General features: G+C 35.0%; 19 protein-coding genes. 12 read left to right on the forward strand and 7 right to left on the reverse strand.

The genetic code is table 11. The features are described from left to right. Nucleotides 1-6: 6 nt before the first annotated feature. The gene (locus LE180_RS02345) at nt 7-93 is read right to left on the reverse strand and encodes a hypothetical protein (RefSeq protein ID WP_374133898.1); all 87 of its coding nucleotides are present in this window, start codon (nt 91-93) and stop codon (nt 7-9) included. After that, nucleotides 94-309 carry a tetratricopeptide repeat protein gene (locus LE180_RS02350; protein WP_374133880.1) on the reverse strand — a complete coding sequence of 72 codons (216 nt, stop codon included), beginning with the start codon at nt 307-309 and terminating at the stop codon, nt 94-96. Between LE180_RS02350 and LE180_RS02355 the strand changes: the two genes are divergently transcribed. The 10 genes from LE180_RS02355 to LE180_RS02400 all read left to right on the forward strand — a co-directional run bounded on the left by LE180_RS02355 (nt 240) and on the right by LE180_RS02400 (nt 13868). Further along, nucleotides 240-977 carry a tetratricopeptide repeat protein gene (locus LE180_RS02355; RefSeq protein WP_374133881.1) on the forward strand — a complete coding sequence of 246 codons (738 nt, stop codon included), beginning with the start codon at nt 240-242 and terminating at the stop codon, nt 975-977. The genes LE180_RS02350 and LE180_RS02355 overlap by 70 nt on opposite strands. 191 nt (nt 978-1168) lie before the next feature. Further along, the gene (mfd, locus tag LE180_RS02360) at nt 1169-4309 is read left to right on the forward strand and encodes a transcription-repair coupling factor (RefSeq protein ID WP_374133882.1); all 3141 of its coding nucleotides are present in this window, start codon (nt 1169-1171) and stop codon (nt 4307-4309) included. 105 nt (nt 4310-4414) lie between these two features. After that, nucleotides 4415-7012, forward strand: a complete 2598-nt coding sequence (gene clpB, locus LE180_RS02365; RefSeq protein WP_374133883.1) for an ATP-dependent chaperone ClpB — start codon at nt 4415-4417, stop codon at nt 7010-7012. 148 nt (nt 7013-7160) lie between these two features. Beyond that, complete coding sequence (locus LE180_RS02370; RefSeq protein ID WP_374133884.1) at nt 7161-7856, forward strand: YggS family pyridoxal phosphate-dependent enzyme; 696 nt, start codon at nt 7161-7163, stop codon at nt 7854-7856. Continuing rightward, nucleotides 7843-8655, forward strand: coding sequence for a pyrroline-5-carboxylate reductase (proC, locus tag LE180_RS02375; protein ID WP_374133885.1), 813 nt, complete (start codon nt 7843-7845; stop codon nt 8653-8655). The genes LE180_RS02370 and proC overlap by 14 nt, the downstream gene beginning before the upstream one ends. A 27-nt stretch (nt 8656-8682) precedes the next feature. Then, a complete protein-coding gene (locus LE180_RS02380; protein ID WP_374133886.1) occupies nt 8683-8946 on the forward strand; it encodes a DUF167 domain-containing protein in 264 nt (87 codons plus the stop codon). Nucleotides 8947-8972: 26 nt separating this feature from the next. Next, on the forward strand, nt 8973-11759 hold the full coding sequence (gene ileS, locus LE180_RS02385) for an isoleucine--tRNA ligase (RefSeq protein ID WP_374133887.1): 2787 nt from the start codon (nt 8973-8975) through the stop codon (nt 11757-11759). After that, complete coding sequence (gene lspA / locus LE180_RS02390) at nt 11760-12236, forward strand: signal peptidase II (protein ID WP_374133888.1); 477 nt, start codon at nt 11760-11762, stop codon at nt 12234-12236. Further along, entirely contained in the window at nt 12236-13012 is a 777-nt protein-coding gene (gene lgt, locus LE180_RS02395; RefSeq protein WP_374133889.1) for a prolipoprotein diacylglyceryl transferase, read from the forward strand. Before lspA ends, lgt begins: the two co-directional genes overlap by 1 nt. Beyond that, nucleotides 12975-13868 carry an RluA family pseudouridine synthase gene (locus tag LE180_RS02400; RefSeq protein ID WP_374133890.1) on the forward strand — a complete coding sequence of 298 codons (894 nt, stop codon included), beginning with the start codon at nt 12975-12977 and terminating at the stop codon, nt 13866-13868. The genes lgt and LE180_RS02400 overlap by 38 nt, the downstream gene beginning before the upstream one ends. A 341-nt stretch (nt 13869-14209) precedes the next feature. On the opposite strand, the gene LE180_RS02405 is transcribed toward LE180_RS02400, so the two are convergent. From LE180_RS02405 to LE180_RS02420, 4 genes are all read right to left on the reverse strand, one after another. Further along, a complete protein-coding gene (locus LE180_RS02405) occupies nt 14210-14359 on the reverse strand; it encodes a hypothetical protein (RefSeq protein WP_374133891.1) in 150 nt (49 codons plus the stop codon). Between the two features lie 8 nt (nt 14360-14367). Continuing rightward, a complete protein-coding gene (locus LE180_RS02410; protein ID WP_374133892.1) occupies nt 14368-14553 on the reverse strand; it encodes a type II toxin-antitoxin system HicA family toxin in 186 nt (61 codons plus the stop codon). A gap of 361 nt (nt 14554-14914) precedes the next feature. Then, nucleotides 14915-15175, reverse strand: coding sequence for a DUF5334 family protein (locus tag LE180_RS02415; protein ID WP_374133893.1), 261 nt, complete (start codon nt 15173-15175; stop codon nt 14915-14917). A gap of 176 nt (nt 15176-15351) precedes the next feature. Then, a complete protein-coding gene (locus LE180_RS02420; RefSeq protein ID WP_374133894.1) occupies nt 15352-16485 on the reverse strand; it encodes a N4-gp56 family major capsid protein in 1134 nt (377 codons plus the stop codon). Nucleotides 16486-16683: 198 nt separating this feature from the next. On the opposite strand from LE180_RS02420, the gene LE180_RS02425 reads away from it, so the two are divergent. After that, nucleotides 16684-16860 carry a hypothetical protein gene (locus tag LE180_RS02425; RefSeq protein WP_374133895.1) on the forward strand — a complete coding sequence of 59 codons (177 nt, stop codon included), beginning with the start codon at nt 16684-16686 and terminating at the stop codon, nt 16858-16860. Between the two features lie 219 nt (nt 16861-17079). On the opposite strand, the gene LE180_RS02430 is transcribed toward LE180_RS02425, so the two are convergent. Further along, the gene (locus LE180_RS02430; protein WP_374133896.1) at nt 17080-19083 is read right to left on the reverse strand and encodes a P-loop NTPase fold protein; all 2004 of its coding nucleotides are present in this window, start codon (nt 19081-19083) and stop codon (nt 17080-17082) included. A gap of 457 nt (nt 19084-19540) precedes the next feature. Here LE180_RS02430 and LE180_RS02435 point away from each other — a divergent pair. Next, a partial coding sequence (locus tag LE180_RS02435; RefSeq protein WP_374133897.1) for an ATP/GTP-binding protein occupies nt 19541-19935 on the forward strand: 395 nt, incomplete at its 3' end.

Genomic DNA, 19935 nt, shown 5'->3' on the forward strand with positions numbered 1-19935 from the left:
AACCAGTTAAATGAACCAGTTAAATGCCTCAGTATAATTTTGTTGAACTCCGTCTCCATTTGCATACATCACTCCCAGATTATACTGAGGCATTTAACTGGTTTGAAAAAGCGGCGGACCAAGGACTTGCAGGGGCTCAGTATAATCCTGCGCGACTCCGAGACCTAAGTTATACATTCGACCCAGATTATACTGAGCCCCTGCAAGTCCTTGGTCTGCCGCTTTTTCAAACCAGTTAAATGCCTCAGTATAATCTGGGAGTGATGTATGCAAATGGAGACGGAGTTCAACAAAATTATACTGAGGCATTTAACTGGTTTGAAAAAGCGGCGGACCAAGGACTTGCAGGGGCTCAGTATAATCTGGGTCGAATGTATAACTTAGGTCTCGGAGTCGCGCAGGATTATAAGGAAGCATTGAAATGGTATCAAAAATCAGCGGACCAAAGACTTGCACTAGCTCAGTTGGGGCTTGGAGTGATGTATTACAGTGGAGAAGGAGTTCAACAAAATTATACTGAGGCGTTTAACTGGCTTAAAAAAGCGGCGGACCAAGAACTTGCACTGGCTCAGTGTGGGCTTGGAGGGATATATTATAGTGGAGAAGGAGTTCAACAAAATTATAACGAAGCAGTAAAGTGGTATCAAAAAGCAGCGGACCAAGGAGATGCAACGGCTCAGTATAATCTGGGTCGAATGTATAACTTAGGTCTCGGAGTCGCGCAGGATTATAAGGAAGCATTGAAATGGTTTCAAAAATCAGCGGACCAAGGACATGCAGGGGCCCAGTATGGGCTTGGAGTGATGTATCACTTAGGTCTCGGAGTCGCGCAGGATTATAAGGAAGCGATTAAATGGTATCTAAAATCAGCGGCACAGGGAAATGCTAAAGCTGAGTATAACTTAGAATGGATGAGTGAACATACAAAGTATCGGGAGCAATTTTTTGAGGAAATGCTAAAGCTAAGTATAACTTAGAATGGATGTATCGCAACGAAGCATTAAAATTGATATATCACAATAACGAAGCAGTTAAAAAAGATGCGAGTGACATTAACGTTAAAATTAAATAGACAAATGGCGACTCAAAGTAGAGAATAACCGCACAAATGGTATGATCTTCGTCTATCAGACATGGTTTGTTTTTATTGCGTGAAAAGGTTGCGACTTTGAGCAAAACATATCTATCAGGAATTGGCGGTAGCGGTAAAGCCCATTATTTGTTTGAGCGTATGTCTGAAATACAAGAGATTAGCTCCGATAAAAATTTGGGTTTGCGGGTCTTTGCTTTTGTCAAAGACGACGAGCTTAGTTCGTTTTGCGATGATTTACATTCTTTTTGTTCTGATTCGCAACAACATCCAAAAACTTCTTCTGCAACTAAATCAACTCCCAACATATTTACGCTACCTTCCGATGATGCGCAACAAAGGGCTTTTACGATAGATAAAATAAAAAATTTAAAAAATTTTATTATCTGCGCAACTGACATTTCAATTAATTCTCAGGTTTCAAATCCAAAAACAAACATTGGTATTACTGTAGTTAAAAATCAAAAATGTGATTTTAATAATTTAATTCTATCATTCTATTCTTTTGGTTATACGAGGACAAGTTTTGTTGAAGATAAAATGCAATTTGCCGTAAGAGGCGACATTATAGATGTTTGGCCTGCGGCAAGCGAAGCTCCTGTTAGAATTCTTTTTGAGTATGATTCAATTGGCGCAATAAGAGTCTTTAATCAAGAGAGCCAGCTTTCGAACGCTTTTATTGATGATATTAAAATATTGCCTGTTAGTCTTTCGGAGCGCAACTTCACAATTAAAGATTATTTTGAAAGCTCTTCAGATGTAACCCTTAAGAGTTTTTCTCAAGAGTCTAATACAATTTTGTATTTTGATTATCCCATCGACAAAGAGATGGAGAAGTCTTTCGAGCGATACAATCTTTTTATTAACGATACATTAAATGAAAGATCCCAATATCAAGAGTATAAAAGTTTTGCAGGTTTTCAAGGCGACATTAACTTTTTTATAAAGTCGCTTAAAAGCTTTGCTGAAAACGGAGTTACAATAAAAATTTATTGCGCAAATGAGGGCGAGCGCGAACGTGTTATAGACATTTTTTACGAAAATCGTTGGAATTATAAAGAACCTGAATTTTTATATGGAAATTTGTCGCAAGGATTTTGGTTAGAAAGTAAAAAAATTGCATGTATTTCAAGTCGTGAAATGCTCTATAAGAAAAAGCCTGTCAGTTTTCCAAAAATAAAAGGAGGGAAGCGTTTAGAGGGAGTTTGGGAAATATCCGCCGGTGATTATGTAGTCCATGAAAAATATGGAATAGGACGCTATATAGGATTGAAAACAATTTCGCGAGAGGGTAACACTTCAGAGTATTTGTGCGTAGAATACAAAAATGCAGACAAGTTATACGTTCCGCTCGAAGAAATAAAAACAGTAACAAAATATGTTGGCGTTGAGGGTGTTAAACCCAAATTGTATTCTATGGATACCTTAGCTTGGGAAAGAGTAAAATCAAGAGCGCGTGAAGCAGTCGCTGCATTTGCGAAGGAACTTCTAAAACTTTACACGCAAAGAAGTTTAGTTAGAAGAAATCCTTTTGGACAGGAAACTCCTTGGGAAAAAGAGCTTGCAGATGCATTCCCTTACGATGAAACTTTGGATCAACTTAAAGCAATAGAAGATATAAGGAGTGATTTTTATAAACCTTATCCTATGGAAAGACTTATCTGTGGCGATGTAGGTTACGGTAAAACTGAGGTTGCAATACGGGCTGCGTTTAAAGTAGCGCAAGAAGGAATGCAGGTTGCAGTGTTGGTACCCACTACAGTTTTAGCTCAACAGCATTACAACACTTTTTACAACAGACTTTCTATTTTTCCAACAAAAGTTGCCATACTTAGTAGATTTCAAACTAAAGCAAAACAAAAAGAAATAACGCACGATTTAGAAAAAGGTAATATCAATATTATTGTAGCCACTCACAGGCTTTTGCAGAAAGACGTGCAGTTTAAAAATTTAGGATTATTGATCATCGATGAGGAGCATAAGTTTGGCGTAAAGCAGAAAGAGAAAATTAAATCTATGAAGAAAAATATAGATATTTTGATGCTTTCGGCAACGCCAATCCCGAGAACGTTGTCATCGGCATTGGCAGGATTTAGAGATTTGTCGTTAATAGAAACGCCCCCTTTTGGAAAACTGCCGATAGAAACAAATCTTGCATTGTATAGCGATAAGCTAGTTAAAGATATTATTGAAGCTGAAGTGTCTAGAAATGGGCAAGTTTTTTATGTTTATAACAAAGTTGAAACAATTTTGACAAAAGCAAAAGAAATTAAAAAACTTGCGCCTAATATCAAACTTGGCGTTATACACGGACAGATGAAAGCGAAAGACATTGAAAATATTATGTGGAAATTTATAAATTTGGAATTAGATGTTTTATTTGCCACTACAATAATTGAATCCGGATTGGATATTCCGTCAGTCAATACGATGATAATTGAAGAAGCGGAAAATTTTGGGTTGTCGCAGCTTTATCAATTAAGAGGAAGAATAGGGAGAGACAGAAAAAAAGCATATTGTTATTTATTCTATAAAAACAACGCTTTAAGCGACGAAGCTGCTAAAAGACTTGAAGCAATGAGAGAGTTTAGCGAATTGGGTTCAGGTTTTAAACTTGCTCTTAAAGATTTGGAGATAAGAGGAGCCGGAGGCATACTTTCTTCAAGTCAGCATGGTTTTGTAAAAGATATGGGTTATGATATGTTTGCCAAACTCCTTGAAGAAGAAGGCAAAAAGATTAAAGGTGATAAATTCGTACAGGAACAAAATGATACAACAATATGTTTGCAAAATAATGCTTTAATCCCAAACACATATATTGAAGATGAAAATATAAGAATTTTGTTTTACAGGAAGCTTTCTAATGCCAATGATATACAATCTATAGAAAATATAAAAAATGAATTGCTAGATCGTTTCGGAAAAATTCCTAACGAAACTCATACGTTGTTTGAAATAACAAAATTGAGATTGGAAGGCAAAAAACTTAATATTGAAAGAATATCTGAAGATAACAACTACATATATTTATATTTCTCTAAGAATGCAGATTTTTCACAATCTAATATTGTAAAACTTGTAGCTGACTATTCTCAAATAATAGAGTTTATAGCTGGCAAATATTGCGCCTTTAAATTGAAAAAAGTTGTGATTAACAAAGATACTATTTCGTATTTACAGCAATTCTTGTCGCGATTAGGATTTTATATGTTTAAATAGCAGTATTTTTTAGTATAATCGCCTCTAGAAGAAAAAATTAGCGCCTTGAGTTGTAATCCATAATATTGAGAATCATAAAATTATATATTTGCAGGAGAACACAACATGAATCTTACAATCAAATCGCAAGAGGCTTTAGCTAGCGCGCAAAATATAGCGTTAGAATATGGCAACCAAGAAATTACTCCTGAGCATCTTTTATGCGCTTTAGTTAAACAGCAAGATGGTACAGTTGGCGCGATAATAAAAAAATTTGCGGCAACAGATCAAGAAGATATGTTGTTTGCAAATATATCAAAGGACTTGCTTTCAGATATTGAAAAGAAAACAAAAGTAATAGGCGGCAATTTATTTCTGTCGCAAGTTTCAACAAAGATTTTAAATAATGCAGAAAAAAATGCTAAAAATTTAAAGGATGAATTTGTTTCAACGGAGCATATTCTTATCACCATAGCTGAAGAGAGTTCTGAAAATGCTGCGAAAATATTAAAGAAATATGGACTTACGAGAGATGTTATTTTAAAAATGCTCGTCAATATAAGAGGCGAACAAAGAGTTACAGATCAAAATCCAGAGGATAAGTATCAGGCCTTGGAAAAGTATGGAAGAAATTTAACTGATTTGGCAAAGCGTGGAAAACTTGATCCCGTTATAGGAAGAGACGAAGAAATACGCAGATGTGTTCAAGTTTTATCAAGAAGAACGAAAAATAATCCTGTCATAATCGGCGAACCCGGCGTAGGCAAAACTGCAATAGTGGAAGGATTGGCGCAACGTATAATTTCGGGCGATATTCCTGAGAGTTTAAAAGATAAAAAGGTAATAGCTTTAGATTTGGGAGCTTTGATAGCCGGCGCAAAATATAGGGGGGAATTTGAGGATAGACTTAAAGCGGTTCTCAAAGAAATTCAGTCTGCCCAAGGAAGAATAATTCTTTTTATCGACGAATTGCATACCATAGTTGGCGCAGGCTCTGCCGAAGGAGCTGTTGACGCTGCCAATATGCTAAAGCCTATGCTTGCGCGCGGCGAACTTAAACTTGTTGGAGCTACAACGCTTGACGAGTATAGAAAGTATATTGAAAAAGACGCGGCTTTAGAAAGACGTTTTCAGCCCGTATTTGCCGGTGAACCGTCCGTTGAGGATACCATTGCAATTTTAAGAGGAATAAAAGAAAAATACGAAGTGCATCACGGCGTAAAAATAAAGGATTCAGCGTTAGTTGCAGCGGCAACGCTTAGCGCAAGATATATAACCGACAGATATCTTCCTGATAAAGCAATAGATTTGGTTGACGAGTCTGCAAGCAAATTGAGAATAGAAATAGATTCTATGCCTACTGAGCTTGACGCTGTAGAACGTAGATTGAGGCAACTTGAAATTGAGAAGCAGGGTGTAAAAAAAGAGACTGATGCCTTGTCAAAAGAGCGTCTTGCAAATATGGAAAAAGAAATCGATAAACTAAAGCATGATTTTGCTGGCATGAAGGCGCATTGGGAAAAAGAGAAATCGTCAATTTCAGAAATAAGACAACWTAAAGAAGAAATTGAAAACACGAAAATTGAAGAACAAAGGTTAGAAAGATCTGGCGATTTAAATGCTGTTGCGGAAATTCGTTACGGAAAGATCCCTCAAATGAAAAAACACCTTGAAGAAGAAAACAAGAAACTTCTTAAATTGCAAAAAGAAAAAAAGATGTTAAAAGAGGAGGTTGATGAAGAAGACATTGCTGAAGTTGTAAGTAAATGGACTGGCATACCAGTTACGCGTATGATGGAAGGCGAAATGCAGAAACTTCTTAAAATGGAAGATAAACTGCATGAAAGAGTTGTTGGTCAAGAAGAAGCTATAACCGCAATTGCAAACGCTGTGCGTCGTTCACGCTCTGGTCTTTCAGATCCAAATAGCCCCATAGGCTCGTTTTTATTTTTGGGACCTACAGGCGTTGGAAAAACTGAACTTGCAAAAGCTCTTGCCGAGCTTCTATTTGATGATGAAAAAAATATAGTAAGAATTGATATGTCGGAATATATGGAAAAACACAGTGTTTCTCGTTTAATAGGCGCGTCTCCTGGATATGTTGGTTTTGAAGAAGGGGGGCAGTTGACGGAAGCTGTGAGAAGAAGACCATACTGTGTTGTTTTGTTTGACGAGGCTGAAAAAGCAAATCCTGAAGTATTTAATGTCATGCTTCAGTTGCTCGATGACGGCAGACTTACGGATGGACAAGGCAGAACAGTCGATTTTAAAAATACTGTTGTAATTATGACATCAAATATAGGGTCGCAATATATTCATGGCAATGATAATTATGAAGATATGAAAACCAAAGTCGTACGAGAACTTCATAACTTTTTCAGACCAGAATTTTTAAACAGAATAGACGAAATAATAATATTTAAAAATTTAAACGAACAACAATTAAATAAAATTATAGACATACAAATTAAGTCGTTTGAAGAGCGTCTTACGGCAAGGAAAATACATATAGAACTGACAGATAAAGCAAAAGATTTTATTTCTGCAAAAGGGTATGATCCTGCTTTTGGCGCAAGACCATTAAAAAGAGCAATACAAACGTATTTATCAAATCCTCTTTCTTCAAAACTTATTTCAGGAGAATTCAAAGAAATGGATAACGTTATCGTAGATTGTCCAAAGAAAGACAAAGATTCTTTGGAATTTAAAAAGAAATGTATGTAGTCGATTATACGTCGTCCATTTTTATGTAAGTGTTGTTGCCTTGCATAAGTAGTACATAAGCGCGCAGATATAACGAAGAAAGTTATGCTACGCGTTTTTTTCTGAGCAAAAAATATGCTATAATTGTACCTACGTCCATGTTAAAAAAATGAGAAATATTTGCGAAAACATAGAATTCATTAAAGACACTATAAATTCAATCAAAAATGCTTCTGTTGCCGTTGATATTATTGCGGTAACTAAGACTTTTTCTTGTCAAGATGTTTCTGAAGCTTTAAAATGTGCGATAAAACACATAGGGGAGAGTAAAATACAGGAAGCATTGCCTAAATTTGAGCAGCTTGGCGCGTCTCTTGCTGGTGTGACAAAGCATTTCATAGGGCGCTTGCAGTCAAATAAAGCAAAAAAAGCAGTAGAAAATTTTGATTTGATACATTCCTTGGATAGCATAAAACTTGCCGAAGATATAAATCGTTGTGCGGCAAGCAGTGGTAAAGTACAACATTGTCTTATAGAAGTCAAAGTTTCTCTTGAACCTTCAAAAACAGGCGTCAGTCCTCAAGACGCTAAAGAATTTTACAAACAATGTCAGGCGTTTCCAAACGTTTTAGTTAGAGGATTGATGATTATAACCCCTTACAGCCAAAACCATGAAGATTCTAGACCTTATTTTAAACAAGTATATAATTTATTTGAAGATATAAAAAAATCTTTTGATAAACCGAGTTTTGATGTTTTGTCTATGGGCATGTCCGGCGACTATAAAATTGCTGTTGAAGAAGGTTCCACTATGGTGAGAATTGGTTCGGCAATATTTGGGGAAAGAAATTATGGAAATAAGTAAAAAACTTTTTTTTATCGGTTCAGGGAATATGGCTCAAGCTATTATAAGCGGATTGTTAGAAGCAAAACTTGTTAAAGCCGGAAATATTGTTTGCAATGATGTGGTTAAAGAAAAAGTATTAAATCTTCAACAAAAATTTGGCGTTTCAATTGCTGAAGATAAGGGTGAAGCTATAATAGGCGCCGATATAATTTTTCTTTCAATAAAACCTCAGAATATGCCTAAAGTGTTTGATGAAATAAGAAATTTTGTAAAAAGAAAAGCTATTGTTATTTCCATTGCGGCAGGAATAACAACTAGATTTATTGAAGACAGTATTCAAAAAGAGGTAGCTGTTGTAAGGGCGATGCCAAATACGCCGGCTCTTGTGCGTTCCGGTTCTACGGCTGTGTGCAGAGGCAGATTTGTTTTGGATGAGCAACTTCAAAAAGCAAAAAGTTTATTTTCTTCTATAGGAAAAGCAGAAATTCTTGAGGAAAAACATTTTGATGCTATTACAGCTTTGTCCGGTTCCGGTCCCGCGTATATATTTTATTTTTGTGAACTTATGCAAAAAGCTGCCGAAAAGCTTGGCTTGAGTAAAGAAATTGCAAAAGCATTCGCTGTTCAAACTGTATATGGATCGGGCAAAATGCTTGATATAACAAAAGAATCTGCCAGGATGTTGAAAGAAAAAGTAAAATCTCCAAACGGTACAACAGAAGCGGCATTAAAGTATTTTGAGTCGCAAAATCTTTCGGACATTGTATTCAAAGCCATGGAGCAAGCGACTGAAAGATCTAAAGAGCTAAGTAAATAATAATATTACCCTTAAGGGAGAATTGACATGATTATTAAGGTAAGAGTAATACCCAACTCAAAGAGAAGTGAAGTTGTGAGCAGAGTTGGTTCTATCCTAAGAGTAAAGATTGTAGCTCCTGCAGTTGAAGGTAAAGCAAACGAAGAGTTATGTAATTTTTTATCTGATTTCTTTGATGTAAAAAGATCGATGATTTTTTTACGAAAAGGCGAACGTGGCAGAGAGAAAACCATTGAAATTACAGGACGTTCAGAAGAAGCTCTCGATGAAGTTTTAGATACAATTCCGTAAATTATAATTTTTAAGGATAAGTGAAAATGGGCGAAGGAAAAGATTATTCAAAAACAGTCAATCTCCCGAAAACAGATTTTCAGATGAAAGCTAATTTGTCCCAAAGAGAACCTTCCTTTGTTGAAGAGTGGGACAAAGAGCGGCTTTATGTTAAGTTATGCGAAAAAAATAAAGACAAAGAAAAATTTGTTTTTCACGATGGTCCTCCGTACGCAAACGCTCATATACACATAGGAACGGGTCTCAATAAAGTTTTAAAAGATTTTATTGTAAAGTATCGTTCTATGTCTGGCAACTATGCGCCATTTACTCCCGGCTGGGATTGTCACGGTTTGCCTATTGAGCAAATTGCTTTAAAAGAACTTAAAATAGACAAAAATAATGTGAACAATGTCGTTTTCAGAAGGCAAGCCGCAGATTTTGCAAAAAAGTTTGTTGAAATACAAAAAGTTGAATTTAAGAGACTTGGCGTTATAGCCGATTGGGATAATCCGTATCTTACTCTTGACAAGAAATACGAAGCATCCGTGATAAAAGTTTTTGGCGGTTTGGTAAAAGAGGGGTTTATCCATAGGAGAAAAAAGCCTGTTCACTGGTGTCCTACTTGCGAAACCGCTATGGCAGATGCTGAAGTAGAGTATGCGGATCACGCTTCCGAGTCTATTTTTGTAAAGTTTCAGATATTGTCTCTTCCGGTACTTCTTAAGACAAAAGAGTCTGTATTGAGAGATTTCTCTGTTTTGATATGGACAACAACTCCGTGGACGCTTCCTGCAAATGTTGCTTTGGCGTTTAACGGCGCTTCTGAATATGTTGCTGTTGTTTATAAGTACGAAGATGCAAGAGAAGAGAGACTTATTGTTGCAAAAGCTTTGCTTGAAAATGTTAAGAAAAAAATAAAAGCTGTAAATTATGATGTGGTTTTTGGAGTCCAAGGACTTGATTTTGTAAACATGAAGTGCCAAAACCCGTTGATTGCAAACAGACAGAGCCAGGGTATTGTCGCTAAATTTGTAAGCATGGAGGATGGTACAGGTATCGTTCATGTTGCGCCCGGACATGGTCCTGAGGATTATCAGGCAGGGTTGGAATATGGTTTGGAAATTGTTTCTCCTGTTAACGGTAGGGGGTTGTTTACAAAAGAAGTTCCTGAATTTGAGAACGTTAATATTTTTAAAGCAGTCCCTATGATAATAGAAAAACTTGAAAAAGAAGGTAAAATCCTTGCTAGACTAAAATTAGACCATTCATATCCGCATTGTTGGAGATGTAAAAAACCTATAATTTTTAGAGCTACTCCACAGTGGTTTTTATCTATAGAACACGATGATTTAAAGAAAAAACTGTTGGATTCTGTGAAAAATGTTAATTGGATTCCAAAATATGGCGAAAATATGATAAATTCTATGTTGGAAAATCGTCCGGATTGGTGTTTGAGCCGTCAGCGTTTGTGGGGCGTTCCTATCCCAGTATTCTATTGTAAAGAATGTGGCGAACCATTACTTGATATCAAAATTATAGAGCAAATATCGGCTTTGTTTGGCGAAAAGGGATCTGATTCGTGGTTTGAAATGACAGAGGAAGAACTTTTAAAAGATGTTAACGCAAGATGCGCTTCATGTCATGCCACGAGCTTTAAAAAAGAAGAAGATATATTGGACGTATGGTTTGATTCAGGAGTTTCTCACGAAGCTGTTTTGGCAAGCGGAAACTATAAAGATTTAGAGTTTCCCGCTGATCTATATCTTGAAGGTAAGGATCAGCATCGCGGTTGGTTTCAAACTTCTATGATTTCATCTGTCGCATTAAAGGGGAAAGCGCCTTATAAAAATGTTTTGACGCACGGCTTTGTTGTTGACGGACAAGGTAAAAAAATGTCTAAATCTGTTGGCAATGTTATTTCAAGCGAACAATTGATAAACAAATATGGAGCGGATGTTGTCCGTCTTTGGATAGCCTCAAGCGATTATAGAGAAGACATAAGAATATCGGACGAGATTATAAAAGGCTTAATTGATACCTATAGAAAGATAAGAAATACGATAAGATTTTTGCTGGGCAATGTTGGTGATTTTGATTTAAAAAATACCACATCTTTTAAAGATATGCAGGAAATAGATAGGTATGCGTTAAGCAGACTCCAACAACTTATATCAAGTACTGTGGCTGCCTATGAAAGTTACGAGTTTCATAAAGCTGCTACCGCTATAAATAATTTCTGTACGGTTTTTTTGAGCGGTTTTTATTTGGACGCATTAAAAGATACTTTGTATTGCGATAAAAAAGACAGCAAAGAAAGAATAAGCGCTCAGTCAGCGATGTTTGAAATTTGTTCAGTTATAATAAGGCTTATATCCCCAATACTTTCGTTTACTTCGGAAGAGGCTTGGAAAGAGGTAAGAAAGATGTCGCCGGAATTTCCACAGTCTGTTTTTCTTGCAGAATTCCCTGTAATCAACAGCAAATATATTCTTCACGCGGAAATACTTGAAAAATGGGAAAAGGCCCTTGAAGTAAGAAGAGAAGTTTCGGCGGTTTATGAAAAATTAAGGCAAGATAAAATCATAGGTTCTAATCTTGAAGCTTCATCGGATATAACGTACGGAACAAAATATAATGAATTTTTTAAAGATTTAAAACTTGTTAATTTAACTTTGGGAAGCTGGGACATAAAATGTAAAGCTACCGATAGAGAAGATGAATTAATTGTAAACGCTGTCAAATCAGAATATAAAAAATGCGCAAGATGTTGGAGACATATAGATGGCATAAAGAATGATTTGTGTCCAAGATGCGAAGAGGTCGTTAAATAAGTGAAAAAAACGTTAATTGTCGCTATTAGTATGCTTGTTTTAGATCAGCTCACAAAGTATCTTGTGAATAGTTTTGTGAGTTTTGGGGATACGGTAAATGTTGTTTCCATGTATGATTTCTTTAGTATTACCAATATTCGTAATACAGGAACGGCTTTCGGTATATTTCAGGGGCAGGGCAGAAATACATTGTTTTTTATTTTTGTATCTTTGCTTTTGTCAGGGTTGTCCTTGTGGCTTTATAAAAATTGGAACAAACTTAACAAACTTCAACAATATTCTTTTTGTTTAATTGTTGCCGGCGGACTTGGCAATCTTATAGACAGATTGTTCCATGGAGCTGTTGTGGATTTTCTTGATTTTGGAATTAATTCTCTAAGATGGCCGGCGTTTAATATCGCCGATTCTTGCATTTCTGTATCGGTGTGTCTTGTTCTAGCGGATATGTTAATCAAAAGGAACCAGGTCAATAATTAATGCATCCAATTCTCTTCAGTTTTTGCGGAATCACAGTCTTTTCCTATGGGGTTATCGTAGCATTGGGTTTTGTTGCGACTATCTTATATCTGTCTCATTCGTTGAACAAATCAAAAGAAAGAATGTTTTCACAAGATGAACTATATTCTTTGGTTGTACGCATAATTGTTTTTGGAATAATAGGTTCAAGATTTCTTTTTGTTCTTATAAATTTACGGGAATTTATGTCAGCTCCTTTAGATATTTTTAAAATATGGCAAGGCGGACTTGTTTACTACGGCGGGTTGCTCATGGCTTTAGTTTTTATAACAATGTATGCTAAAGAAAAAAAAATACAAATATTTGAACTTGTCGATTTTTTTGTTCCGGCATTAGCCTTGGGGCATGCTATAGGTCGAATCGGCTGTTTTTTTTCAGGATGTTGCTATGGAAGGGAAAGTAATCTTCCGTGGTCTGTTGTGTTTGAGGACAGACATTCTTCAGCTGTCATAGGCGTGCATTTGCACCCAACGCAAATTTACGAGGCTCTTGGCAATTTTGTATTGTTTGTGTTTTTACATTTTTATTCAAAAAAAGAACATAAAACGGGCGCTGTTTTAGCTCTTTATTTTATGTGTTATGCCGTTTTAAGATTTATTGTTGAATTTTTTCGTGGAGATAATCGCGAAATTCGGTATTTTGGATTATCTATGTCGCAGGCTGTGTCTATATTTTTGTTTATAATCGGAGTCTGTATATATGCAAGAACGAGAAAAAATAGAATACAAAAAGTTTGAAATGGAAAGAGTTGATTCTTATTTAGCTTTGGTATATAAAGATTATTCCCGCTCATATTTTCAAAAGCTTATTGATAAACAAAAAATTTTTGTAAATGATAAGGTCGTTCTTTCAAGCTATAAATTGAAACGTGGCGACATTATAACGTTTGAATTTAAAAAAGAAGAAAAACTCAAAATACAGCCTGAAAAGATAAAGCTCGATATTGTGTATGAAGATGATGATATAATTGTTGTAAACAAACAGGCTGGGATCGTGGTTCACCCTTCGTATGGACACGAATCAGGTACTTTGCTTAACGCCTTAATGGCGCGCTCCGGAGGAAAATATAGTCCTTATTTAGTACACAGGCTTGACAAAGATACTTCAGGGCTTATTATTTTTGCAAAAAATGAAAGGGCTAAAATAAGTATTTCAAAACAACTGCAAAGACGAGCCGTTAAGAAGATGTATTATGCTGCAGTAAAAGGCATTGTTGTAGAAAATAAAGGAAGAATAGAAGCTCCGCTTGGAAGGTCTCCGCAAAATAGGAAGCTTATATCTGTAAATCCTTTGGCAAAAAGGATGGCTATTACAGAATTTAATGTTGTTGCAAGAAAAGACGGATATACTTTAGTAGAGGTAAGAATCATTACAGGTAGAACGCATCAAATAAGAAGTCATATGAAATATATAAACCATCCTGTTATTGGCGACCAACAATACGGTGGTCCTGAAGTTATTGATAGTAAAGAATATAAAAGACAAATGCTACACGCTCACAGCATAACCTTCACTCATCCAAGCACGTCAAAGAGTATAAATTTTACCGCTGAACTTCCCGATGACATGAAGGAGATATTTGATAAAGTTTAATGTCTATACAAAATAAATTTAACAAACCCATAGAAACATAGAAAAGATTTAGCGTTCTTTCACAGACAGCAGTCAAGCAGAAAAAAAATGATTTCACAGAAGTTTTACACCATAGTTTGTTGCAGCCTCTAATTCAGAAAGTTTCTTTATCTTAGACGACGGTGTCCATTTAATTTTGTTTTTATAAACTATCTTTCCATCACCGTCTTTTAATGGAAGTCCTTCATCATCAAGTTTTGGAACTTAATAACTTTCACGTATATAATATCGCTCACCTTTCTTGGTTAGATATGCCACAAAAATCCTTGATTTTTTTATTCAATATATTTGAGATTTTTTATCTATGAACGTTCCCACCACATCACAGCTTGCTTGTCAGGACTTATAGGCTCTGCTACCTGTCTTCTTACTTTGTTTCCGTTCTCATCTTCTAAAACGCTAATCCTATAGCCAACATAATAAACCTTCCCTAGTTTGTAAATGAACGTCATGTTCCTCACTAAAAATCTTTTTCTTCGTATGTTATCTTCAGCGTTTTTCTTACTTTTAGAGTGAGATAAGGATGAGCGTCTTTTCTTCCAACAGGGATAACAACGGTCGCATTAAGTTTATTATTTCTATAAGTCGCATGGCTTCCTTGTTGCCTCTCCTTATAAAACTCATTTGCTTCTATAAATTTTATCAACTTACTTTGTTAAATAGTTCCACAATACCCATGTTAATTAACCCAAGCAGATGAAGGAATGTTTAATTTGAATGAATTGTTCATTAAAAATGGTAAATTCCAAGATTCTTTCCTTGGTGTAACTGTGGCTTCATTTTCTATAAATTTCCAGCCCATATTTTCGAGTTCTTCTCTCGCTCTGCTACAACCTCTTTATGTTTTTGGTCGCAAAAAAATTGTACAGCTAATTCTGCTTATACTATCTGTCCATTTCTCACAACTACCTTGTTTGCTGTTTTCATGCTAATCTCCTTTTTGCAAACCACATCATTACTCGTCCATTGGAAAACTATTGTATTAAATCCATTTGTTTGTCTTCTCTTTATTCCATATCAAAAGTTCTTGTTTTGCCACTATCATAATCATATACTTCAAGTTCTGTGCCTTCTATACTTTGGACATAAACATCTTTATATTCATGAGTATCATAATCGTATATTTCTATATCTTCCCCTTCTCTAACAAGATTATATTTTTCAACTTCGACACATGAACTAGAAGCGTAATCATACCCATCCCACGCAAAAACTTGCGATGACAACTCAAGACAAAGCATTAGATATATAATTATTTTTTTCAACATACAACATCCTTAATATCATTCCGTTCCAAACTATTATCATGCGTGCACCTATATTAATATCTACGTCAGCATAGTAGCTTGTATATCGCCACGCCTTGTACCATTCATGGCACAGCGTTCCGTAGTCGCCCATATTATGTAGGATAATATCCTATTAATTTACGAATATTTAATTATTAATCAGAGACTGCGCATGCGATATTTACACCAAAGGTAGCATTAAGTATTTTCGTTGTAAACGTTACGTCACACTCTATTTCGGAACGCGACGGGCTAGGCTGTCCTTTTTTAACGCAAATAATCTCCTTGCCTTGACCTTCAAGATCTACAACGCCATAAGCGTCTCTTCCGAGCAATGTGGCAAAATGGACTGAATTATCGTCATCACCAGTATATTCTCCAGCGACAGTTTCCTTATAAACGTCAGTTGCTCCAACAAACCGAATATTCCTCCATTTCCCTATTTCACCATTGTAGATATTCTTTTTGTCCTGATATGTACTAACATCATTCCACGATTTATCGTCCATAAAGTCGTATTTCCTGTATGGATCGATTATACAGACCCAATTGTCATCTTGCATAGGCTCAGCATGGTTAGCATACAAGTCATATACCGCCGATCTTAGAGCTTTTGACGTCAACTTATTCGCTCCGGCATCCGAATGAGAGAGTAAATCTCTATTCGAGACAATCCTATAGCGAGTACCATTTGCTGGGACTTTGTCAAGCGTTGGGGAAAATGTTACAGTCCCATCTGTATGATTCTGACCTGTAACCTTTACTGTAGCACCATAAGATTGGTCAGTCAGCGGTAAAAAAAATGTTATTCTTGCGCCCACCCAATTCGTAGTGCCTTTTAAATCGTCGTGTTGGATTACAGTTGTCGAGTTAATAGTGTTATCATTCATAATCAAATCTTTCTGATAATCCTGATTGTTATCAGCTCTCCTGCGCAACAATCCGCCACCTACTATCTTTTTCGCCATAAGGTTTATAGCTTGAGCAGCAACTTGTTGTCCCAAAATTTCAATATTTTGCTTTAGTATCGTTTCCTCAAGAGAAAATGCGACAATACCACAACAGGATTTTTGTGGCTTTGCTTCAATTTCATATGTCTCAAGCCTGTGCATTACTAAATCATGTTCCTCGATTGGAGGAAGTGGCTTATGCCACATGAACTTTACTAGACCATCTTGATTTTTAGGCAACATACTCTTCTGCCAATGCTGATAATATTGCAAATGTGGTTTTGCCGCAAGCAAAAAACATTCGTCGTAACTTGGGTCCGTTATTGATATATCTGCCATTTTGTTACTCCTTTATATTTTTTTACTTCTGTTGCCACTGCTACGTATTGCCGTAAAGACTGCCCATATCGAGGTCTTTATCAACACAGACCACATACTTCTATTATACCATTCTTCCTCTATTCTGTCTAATTCTTCTATACTTTTTGCTTTCTTAACTCGTTCAGCTAAATCATTAAGTTATAATAATGTTTTTTAATGAAGTTATTCTTAAAGAGAGTTGCCTTTAAGGACAATTATATTATCAGCAGACTCAAATTTAGCTGGTATGACGAGCATAACAATATTATTGAAGACAATAAATCGCTGTGCGATACGTTAGAGCCGAGTAAATCGACACAAATGCTTATACCAACACAGGGAAGCATAAAGTAATAGTCGACCACAGCAACAGGCTTAACGAAGACTTGCCATTGCTTCTAAATGTGGCTGGTTTTACAGGCGTGCGCATTCATAGGGGAAATACCACATTGCATTCTCATAACCATCAAGGAATAAATCTATAGTATCTCTATGACTAATATATTAAACTTGTTTTAGATTTTTTAATGTTATCGAATCTACCTTTTATACTTCGCAAATTAATATAATCGCTCAAATCTCCATCATATTGCCGTTCTCTGCTCGTTTTTTGTGAAATAAACTTGCTAACTCATCATCACGGATTTTATTAATGAACTCATTGAACTTGATGTCATCCCATTTACAGATTTTATTAATGAACTCATTGAGCTTGATGTTATCCCATTTTTTCCACGTATATAAAATGCACTCCAAGTCTTTATGATTGACAATATCTTTTTCATGCATATCATTGATTTTATCACAACATATCTTCCTAAGTTCTATAATTTTATCTGGCGGCAGCGCAAGCGCAGAACCAATTTTGTCTACCATGAAAAACTGTTGGCTTAAATGTTGTGTCTTTGTAATGAGTTCCCTTAGTAAATTAAAGTTTTCTGTTTTACTTTTTTCTATAAACAACAATCGCTCTATCATGTCAGTTACAGCCATCCTAATGCTAAAATCAGAGTCCCTACGCGGGTCTTTAAATAAGTCTTCGGATATACTAAAAAATGTGACTATGGCGTTCTTAACATAACTTTCAGGGATAAATTTTTCATCAATTCTTTTAATGATATTTATAATTTTTTTTGATTCAATGTGTTCACAAAGAGATTCTTTAAATTTTTCTACGGAACTGATGCTGTTAAGAATTCCAGTTATTTCAAAGTTACTTGGTTCTCCTTCATCTCCTCCAGGAATAAAATTGAAATAGGCTTTAAAAAACTGTAGGGTACATATTCTTAATTGTCTGTTCCACAGTGGCTCATCATCCAAGGAATAAGTGTTCAACGATGTTAAGATACTGCTGGTATATGGAAACAGTTTATCTATCAAACCCTTAATAGCACAACAATATTTATCTGTATAATTTTTTAATACGTTTTCAATTTTAAGTTTTATTTCTTCTTTTTTAAGTTTTTCTTCTTCCTGTGACATTGCATGGATAAAAAATTCAATTTTATCAACCACAAAAGAAGTCTGATTATTAGCTATAAACAAATAAAAATCATAAGCAAATACTCTAATTGCTTCGATGGCAATAAAATCAATAGGATTTATTTCTATTTCATCATTTTTACACATTCGATATATGTTAAATTCAAATCCATTTATGAATCTTTTAACATCTCTAATATTTCTWWAGAAATATTCAAATAAAGGACGAACACGTTCCCATCTATTTTCTTCATCGTCAGTATTGAAATAATTTTGCGCGGACAATGGCAATTTCTCTAAAACTCTATTTAATTCTTTAGATAAAAATTGAGAGAGTTTTTTTTTGGAAATGTCCGGAACATTTAAATTTACCTGAACAATTTTATCTAGATAATCTTTGCCATCCACTTCTAAACTTTTTTCTACAATGTGCCTGTCAAACGACAATACATATATCATTTTGCTAAAATCGGTATTGACCCTAACCAATCTAAAAAGTTCCCGTATTTCTTCATTAGTTAATCTGTCTATATCATCAACAAAAACAATGATTTTCCGATTTTTGCCAATCAAATACCTATTAAGTTCTTCTTTTGCTTTTAATATGGATACATTGGCTGATTCTTCAAAAGAAATCCTAAGTGCCCTAATAAGTGGTGTGTAAACACCTGAACAAGTAGTTTCAACTATTTTTAATAGTTTTGCTATTATGTCTTTTGATTTTTTTGACTTATTTTTATAATTGAATGCGCCTTCAATTTCAGCAAAAAAATGTCTTATTCTGTCATCTCTTTCTGAAAACATCCAAGGATTAAAATTTATTATTACTGGTTTAGTTGCAGCAGTATCATCGTTAATACATTTTCTAATTAAATTTATAATTGAAGTTTTTCCAGATCCCCATTCTCCATTAAGTCCTACCACTATACTTTTATCAGAATTCCAATTCAATAAAGATGAAGCAATATCTTTGCTAAACTGATATCTTCCGAGGACATCATCTTTTTCGTCTTCTATAGGATTGTCGTCATGAAAACTTTCATTTTTAAAATTCTCTTGTTCTATTTTCCTATTGGAAGTCTTATTAGTTGTCATTCTTGCAGTACCTCAACACAAACTATTGTTTTGCATTTCAGATATTTTATTCTATACTCTAGTGGTGGATTCAAGTTGCTAATGCAACAGTAGAAATAAAAACCTATTTTGGTCTGTCGCTAAGCCAATCTTCTGCAGTTACGACACAGTCTCACATTCATACTACTAAAATTAACGCCTTTAGGCAAAAAAACGTCCTACGAGTTTTACTTTTAGAGTATATGATATGATTTGTCAAGTTTTTGTGTTAACAAAATGGCTCAGTGTATATATCAAAAGTGTTGGATAACGGTTGGATAGACTTATAGATCCACAGCTAGCTGTAACCACTCAAATCCTCATGCACTAGAATAAATATATGCAATAAGATTGCACATATTGATTTTTGTTCTTGAAATACATACAATACTTATCATAAATGAGCTAAATTATAGTTTATATTAAGAGAAAAATAAAAATGCTATCCTATTTTAGAATTCAGAACTATAAATCTATATTGGATATGAAGATTGATTTTTCATATGCTGAAGGGAAAGCTCCAAATAATTATTGTACTTTGCCCAAAATTCCATTTTTAGAGATTAATAAAGAAAATAGATTTATTCCATCTATGGCTATATATGGACCCAATGCTTCCGGTAAAACAAACATAATTCGCGCTTTTGGTACTTATAAATCACTTATTCGTGAAGTAACAATAGATGTTTTGTATTTTCCTAACAAGCTGAATAAAAAGTACAATACGACTATTTTTGAAATAGAATTTTTTATTGGTAAAAACAAATATATACATTTTGTGGAATACGATAATAACGAAATAAAAAAAGAAAGTCTTTGTAAAGGAAACAAAGA

This window comes from Candidatus Endomicrobiellum pyrsonymphae (genome assembly GCF_020328025.1).
Taxonomy (GTDB): domain Bacteria; phylum Elusimicrobiota; class Endomicrobiia; order Endomicrobiales; family Endomicrobiaceae; genus Endomicrobiellum; species Endomicrobiellum pyrsonymphae.

What these genes read in the sequence shown, in the direction of transcription:
- LE180_RS02405 (WP_374133891.1), bottom strand. Translation starts at nt 14,359, where the DNA reads ATGACGTTCATTTACAAACTAGGGAAGGTTTATTATGTTGGCTATAGG.
- LE180_RS02420 (WP_374133894.1), bottom strand. Translation starts at nt 16,485, where the DNA reads ATGGCAGATATATCAATAACGGACCCAAGTTACGACGAATGTTTTTTG.
- LE180_RS02425 (WP_374133895.1), top strand. Translation starts at nt 16,684, where the DNA reads ATGAAGTTATTCTTAAAGAGAGTTGCCTTTAAGGACAATTATATTATC.
- ileS (WP_374133887.1), top strand. Translation starts at nt 8,973, where the DNA reads ATGGGCGAAGGAAAAGATTATTCAAAAACAGTCAATCTCCCGAAAACA.
- LE180_RS02400 (WP_374133890.1), top strand. Translation starts at nt 12,975, where the DNA reads ATGCAAGAACGAGAAAAAATAGAATACAAAAAGTTTGAAATGGAAAGA.
- LE180_RS02355 (WP_374133881.1), top strand. Translation starts at nt 240, where the DNA reads ATGCCTCAGTATAATCTGGGAGTGATGTATGCAAATGGAGACGGAGTT.
- LE180_RS02370 (WP_374133884.1), top strand. Translation starts at nt 7,161, where the DNA reads ATGAGAAATATTTGCGAAAACATAGAATTCATTAAAGACACTATAAAT.
- LE180_RS02415 (WP_374133893.1), bottom strand. Translation starts at nt 15,175, where the DNA reads ATGTTGAAAAAAATAATTATATATCTAATGCTTTGTCTTGAGTTGTCA.
- LE180_RS02380 (WP_374133886.1), top strand. Translation starts at nt 8,683, where the DNA reads ATGATTATTAAGGTAAGAGTAATACCCAACTCAAAGAGAAGTGAAGTT.
- lgt (WP_374133889.1), top strand. Translation starts at nt 12,236, where the DNA reads ATGCATCCAATTCTCTTCAGTTTTTGCGGAATCACAGTCTTTTCCTAT.
- proC (WP_374133885.1), top strand. Translation starts at nt 7,843, where the DNA reads ATGGAAATAAGTAAAAAACTTTTTTTTATCGGTTCAGGGAATATGGCT.
- LE180_RS02350 (WP_374133880.1), bottom strand. Translation starts at nt 309, where the DNA reads ATGCCTCAGTATAATTTTGTTGAACTCCGTCTCCATTTGCATACATCA.
- LE180_RS02345 (WP_374133898.1), bottom strand. Translation starts at nt 93, where the DNA reads ATGCCTCAGTATAATCTGGGAGTGATGTATGCAAATGGAGACGGAGTT.